Here is a 6276-nt window from a genome sequence, read left to right as displayed (position 1 = left end):
CGTTGGAGTCGGACAGGATCCGCCCCTGGGCGTCGAGCTGCGAGATCTGGTCGGTGAACCCACAGTTGACGATCGACTGGATCTGGCGGATGGCCGACTTTGCCTGCTCAGTGGAGAGCACACGAGACATGGTGAACCTCTGACATCCAGGCGGCCCACCTCGGCGTACGCATCGTCACGGTCGACGATCGCCGACAGATACGCGAGCGCCGACCACTGACGAACACACCTTCATCGAGCAGTTAGTGCGCCCTTCGGCCCTGTTACCCCTGTCCCCTCGACGGGCGTTAATAGAATTCACGAATATCGCTCATTGCGTTGATTCGTAGCCGTAGACAACTCGGGCAATGTGCACAGCCCGCAAGAATTCCCGCAAACTGTAGGACGCGCTCCCAATCTCAAATTCATACCGCTCGCCCGCTCTGAAACTGTGCGCAATCTTATTCTGGTTGCCTGCAGTCACGCCTCGCTCGAGAAGCAGTTCTCCACAACTTGAATCAATGAAAACCTGATTGGCGGTACTCCCGATGCCCTTCCCGGAACGCGTCGAACCGAGCGATGCTTCCGCACCGGAGACCTTGCATTCTATTCGTATGATGTGTGCCTTGTCGTAAGCAATCAACAGGGTCGGACCGCCAACGAGGATCGCGACTGGCGCAACAACAACCAGTAGAAGGATGATTATCGCTACCACCCTGTTGCGGAAGACCTTTTTCTGTCGCGCGTTCTCGAGCCCGAGTTGTTGTTTGTCACGGTACATCTTGTTCAATAGCTTGCCCTAGTTGAATGCCGTGATGTCAAATCACGTACCTCAGGCCCCTGCGCGCCACCAATTATACCGTTTATGATGGTACCGCGTATATTCTCCGCACTGGTGTCATGCCCAGGCCTGACCCACTCATTCACGCCGGCTTGCAGACCCCCAGCTACATGGTCAACCACGCTACTGATTCCCGACTGCCACGCTGAGATATTCGGCGCGACTGCCGAAGCGTCAGTGAGCGCACGGCGCCCCGTCGAGGCTACTGCCTGAATGTCAAGTAGTTGGATGACCTTTGACGCTAACTTCGGCACGAGCGTCCCTGAACCGGCACTGAACGCAGCTCCGGTCGCTGTCCCAGTGAGAGCAGAGCCCACGTAGCCGCCGACGCTTCCCCTTCCTTCAGACTTCGCACCGTAGTCAACGGTATTTGCAAAGCCGTTCTGTAGCCCACTAGAGATAGACGCCTGGGCGACCTTGCCTAACGCTGGAAGGGCCTTTGCGATCCCGAAGGATGCCGCGCCTCCGAACGCACCAGACAGTCCACCGATCGCTGCGTCCAAACCAGCTTGACGCCAGTCGACTTTTCCGTCTTTCGCCTTCTGCGTGGCCACGGAAATTCCACCCGAGAGCAAAGCGCCAGAGCCCGCCATGACAGCAACGGCAGCCAGAGGCCCGAGCGGCGTGGCCATCGCGAGGATCGTCAGTCCGACTCCCGCAGTGATCGCAAGCGTCGCGATGATCTCATCTTTATGGTCGCCGACCCACTGACCGGCGCGCGACAGCACACTCTGATGCGCGTCCCGGTACGCCTGCAGGTCTTTGTCCGTCGCCGGCCGCAACCCCAGCGGGTCGAGCGCCTGCAGCGGGTCGTTCCCCGCGTACGAGTACGGGTTGCCCGCCCACGCCGCGCCCACGATCGGCGCGAGCGGGTCCACTGACAGGAATCCTCGAGCCGCCGGGTCGTACACACGCGCCCCGAGCCACTCCAACCCACCGACAGACAGCCCACCAGTACCGGTCAGCGCCACACCCGACGGCAGCCTGAGGTCGTTCGCCGCGGCCAGCACAGCCCACGGGTCGGCAGCATCGGTCGCCCGAGCACTCCGCCACCCGGGCTGCGTCCAGGCATCACCGATCGCGAGCACACCGCCGGGCAGGTCCAGCAACGACGTCCCGCCGACCTCCACCAACGCTGGCACGGTGGACGCGGAATCGAACCACGTCGACACGCCACCGACCTCGGCCAACTCTCCGAGCGCATCGGCCCAGACATCCAGGCGGCCCACCTCGGCGTACGCATCGTCACGGTCGACGATCGCCGACAGGTACCCGAGCGCCGACCACGCGTACTCCGTGGTCGAACCGTCGGCAGCCGTCCGACGGACACGGCGCCCGAGTCCGTCGTGCACGTACTCCGTGCGGCCGCCATCACGCACACTCGCGACCAGCTGCCCGGCGGCGTCGTACTCGTGGGTGGTCTTGACGCCGTCGACGACCTCGCGCACCAGTCGTCCACCGCCGTCGTACTCCCACGTGGACGCACCCGCACGCACGAGCTGCCCGGCAGCGTCGTACTCGTAGGGCACCCGACCGGACGGAGCGTCGACCGCCTTGATGCGACCGTCGGCATCGCGGTCGATCGTGGTGGTGGAGGCGCCGTCGGGCGTGGTCGCCGTGAGCGCGACGAGCACACCGTTGTGGTACGACCACGACTGCACGACATCACCCGTGGCGGACTGCACGATGCGGCCAGACGCGTCGTAGGCGAACGTGCCCGCACCGAGCCCGTCGCGCTCGACACCGACCACGCGGCCAGCAGCATCGCGACGGTAGATCGTCTGCGCTCCCGAGGGGTCGACACGAGCCGTCCGGTTGCCGTCGGCGTCGTACTCCCACCCGAGCGACTGGCCGCCGCGCGAACGACGGACCAGCAACCCCCGGCGGTCGTACTGCAGCTCGTGGTCGACCGCGCGACCAGCACCACGCGTGTGGTCGGTCACGACCAGGGTGCGGTCGAACGCGTCGCGGCGGATCTCTGACTGCAGGACACCGTCGACCAGCACCTGGTGCTGGCGACCAGCCGCGTCGAACGTCCACGTGGTGGTCTGACCATCCGGGTCGGTCTGCCCGATCTGCCGCCCCGCCGCGTCGTAGGCGGCGCTGGTGCGCCGACCGAGCGGGTCCGTGACGGCGACCAGACGATCGGCGTCGTCGTACTCCCGCCGTGTGACCCCACCCGCGGCATCGGTCACCGTGACCAGACGACCACGCTCGTCGTACGAGAACCCGGTGGCCCCACCCAGCCCGTTGACGACCTCGGTGAGCTGCCCCGCTGCGTCGTACCGGAACCGGCGCTGACCGAAGCGGACGTCGTGACTCGAGATCAGTCTGCCGGCCAGGTCGTAGCGGAACCGCGCGGTACCGGCGCCCGGACTCGTCTGTGCGACGACCCGGCCGGCAGCGTCGTAGGTGACCTGCTCGACCTCGCCCGTGGGCAGCGTGCGTGCCACGACCCGCGAGTCCGCGTCGTACGCGAGGGTGGTGCGCGCGCCCGTCGCATCCGTGGCCGCGACCGGGCGACCGCACGCGTCGTACTCGTACGTCGACCGCGCGCCGGACGGCGTCGTGACAGCGGTGACGCGACCGGACAGGTCACGTTCCAGTCGTGTGAGCCCGCCCTCGCCGTCGACCAGCTCGACGGGCCGACCAGCCGCGTCGTAGGTGATGCGTTCCGAGCCGGACTCGTCCGAGGTGGACTCGACAGGGCGCCCGTACGCGTCGAACCGCACCGTCGCCGCGGTGAACGCGTCGCGCAGGGTCGCGACACCGGTCGGCACGTCGGTTGCGATCTCCTGACGGACGCCGGTGGGATCGATGGTCGCGGACAGACCACCGTTGACGTCGTACTCACGCCGCCACGTCGCGCCGGTGGGGTCGGTGACGGCCAGGAGGCGCGACAACCCGTCGTGCGCGAACGTCCAGACCGCACCACCCGGCACCTCGAGCCGGGCCAGCTCGGCCTGATCGTCGTGCGTCTGCGTCGTGGTGCGACCCAGCGGGTCGGTCATTGTGTGCAGTTCGCCGTCGGCTGACCAGGTGTACTCGGTGCGCGCACCGAGCGGGTCGATGACGGCGCTGGTCCGACCACCCTCGGTGTGCTCGAACCGCCACACTGCGCCGTCCGGATCCTGTCGGGCGATGAGCAGGCCTGCCGCGTCGTAGCGGTACTCGGTGCGGGCGCCCGACGGGCTGATCCCCGCGACGGGTCGGCCGGCGGCGTCGGCCTCGATGCGCGCCGTGTCACCGACCGCGTTCGTCGTCGACACGAGCTCGCCGCACGCGTCGTGCTCGAGCGTGATCGTCACGCCGGTCGGGTCAACCACGCGCTTGAGCAGTCCGGCGTCCCGGGTCAGCTCCGTCCGGCCGCCGACGGGGTCGATGACCACGGACGGGTCGCGGTCGTCGCCGGGGTACTCGTACGTGACGACCGCGCCGGCCTCGGTCACGACCGTGGTGACGCGATCATGATCGTCGTAGCCGTAGGTGACGTCGCCACCGGAGGGGGTGACCGTGCGGGTCTTCCGGCCGCGCTCGTCGAAGGCGTGGACCGTCACCGAGCCGTCACGCTCGGTCACCGACACCAGGTTGCCGTGCGGGTCGTAGCTCATCGACTGGCGGTGGTCGTCCGAGTCGACGATGCCCACCAGACGGCCCTTGGCATCAGCGATGTAGGAGTTCGAACGGGAGCCGTCCGGGTCGGACACCACGGTGACCCGTCCGGGCAGGTAGGCGAACCGCACCGTGCGCCCGTGCGGACTGATCTGCTGGGTGACGCGGCGCTGGGCGTCGTACGTGTTGTCGACCTCGACGACCCCTGCGGCCGAGGTGACGGTGACGACCAGGTCGTCGTCGTTCCAGCCGTAGGTGCGGGTCCCGACCGCGTCGGTCACCGACACCAGCCGGCCACGGTCGTCGTAGGCGTACTCCACCCGTCGGCCGTCGGAGCCACGCAGCACCACGACGCGGCCGTCGACATGGTCGATGTCGACCGACCGACCGCGCTCGTGCACCAGGCCCGTGACGAGCCCGTCGGCGTCGCGCTGCACCGTGACCGCGGTGCCGGGGCCGCCACGCTGGCCGAGCCACACGCCCGACGGGCTGAACTCGATGCGTCCGCCGTCGTTGTCGCGGACCACGAGCAAGTCGCCCTCGACCGCGAGCCAGCGGTTCTCGCCGACACCGCGCGCCCATCCCGCACCCTCGCGGGGGAAGCGGACCTGACGACCGTCGGCCCCGACGAACGAAGCGCCCTCGTCGTCCAGGAGCAGGCGGGTCTCGAGGACCGAGGACCACCCGGGACCGAACACCCCGACGTGGTCGTCGAGCGAGTTGTACATGCGGGTGACCTGGAGCGACGCCGACGCACCCGCGAAGGCGAGGTCGGTCTCCGGCTCGAGGAAGTTGCCCGTCGTGGTGTTCACCGGGTCCATCGAGAAGCCCGTGGTCGGCTGGGCGCCGTACGCGGTCGGCGGGTCGATCTGCACGTCGGACCGGGAGGCACTCACACCCGCAGCCTGCAGCGCAGCGGCGAGCGCCGAGTCCGCGACCGTGGAGACCGCACCGTCACCACCGGCAGCGGCGAAGGCGTCGGCGATCGTGTTCGCCCAGGTGACGTCCTGCTCGTTCGCGGCGAGCCACTGGCGGAACGCCGTGACCACGCCGTCGGCGTCGATGTGCGCCCAGGAGCACTTCGACGCGAAGTCGGCGAGCTTGCCCGACACCTGGCCGGGCTTGCCGTCGAGGGCCTGGTTCAACGCAGCGGATCCCGTGGCGAACGAACGCAGGTCCGACGGGCGGGCAGACGACGTGCCGCCGCCCCCGCCACCACCGGCACCCGGGTTCGGCGTCTGCCGCGGCCTCGCGGAGACCGGCGGGGCGGGGAACGACGGCGGCTTCGTGTTCTCGACCTGTGGCATCGGATCGTAGTGGAAGGTGTCGTTCAAGAAGTCCTGCACGCCGTTGCGGTCGTCCTCGCGCGCCTGCCACTCGCGCGCCTTCTTGCGGTTGGCCCGCTCGGTCGCGGCGGCGGTCTTCATCGTCCCGACCCACCCCGCGACGGTCCGGAGCGCTGCGGCGATGTCCTTCGCGTCGCCGGTGGCCGTCGTGGCGTTCTCGGCGAAGCGCTGCGAGAAGTGCCCCCGGAACTCCTGCGACGCGGTGGTCACGTACGACCGCCGTGATCCCGCCTGGCCCGAGATCGATTCGGCTGCGCCGTTGAGCGCGGAGACGAGCGCGTCGGCGGTGCCGTCGTCGAACTCGATCGCATCGGTGTTGGCGTGGATCTGCGCCATGGTCGTTCCCCCGAGGAAGCTGCTGGTCAGGCCGTGCTGCCCGGTCCGCCCCGGACCGGGCATGTCCGGACCGCCGCGACGGCGGCAGTCCGGACGGTGGTGCGGTGGCTACGCGCCGCCACCTGCGGTGAAGATGTCCTGCGAGATCTTGTCGAGCTGCGT

At 68.3% G+C, this 6276-nt stretch carries 2 protein-coding genes; both read right to left on the bottom strand.

Going from position 1 to position 6276, the window contains the following annotated elements:
- Positions 1–310 precede the first annotated feature (310 nt).
- Positions 311–769, bottom strand: coding sequence for a hypothetical protein (locus ASG04_RS17270; RefSeq protein WP_156463508.1), 459 nt, complete (start codon positions 767–769; stop codon positions 311–313).
- Positions 766–6114, bottom strand: a complete 5349-nt coding sequence (locus ASG04_RS03260; protein ID WP_156463507.1) for a DUF6531 domain-containing protein — start codon at positions 6112–6114, stop codon at positions 766–768. Before ASG04_RS03260 ends, ASG04_RS17270 begins: the two co-directional genes overlap by 4 nt.
- Positions 6115–6276: the final 162 nt, after the last annotated feature.

The sequence above is a fragment of the Curtobacterium sp. Leaf183 genome, from assembly GCF_001424385.1.
In the GTDB taxonomy this organism is placed as follows: Bacteria; Actinomycetota; Actinomycetes; order Actinomycetales; family Microbacteriaceae; genus Curtobacterium.
Note: the sequence above shows the minus strand (reverse complement) of the source record. Positions and strands in the feature narration are given on the sequence as shown.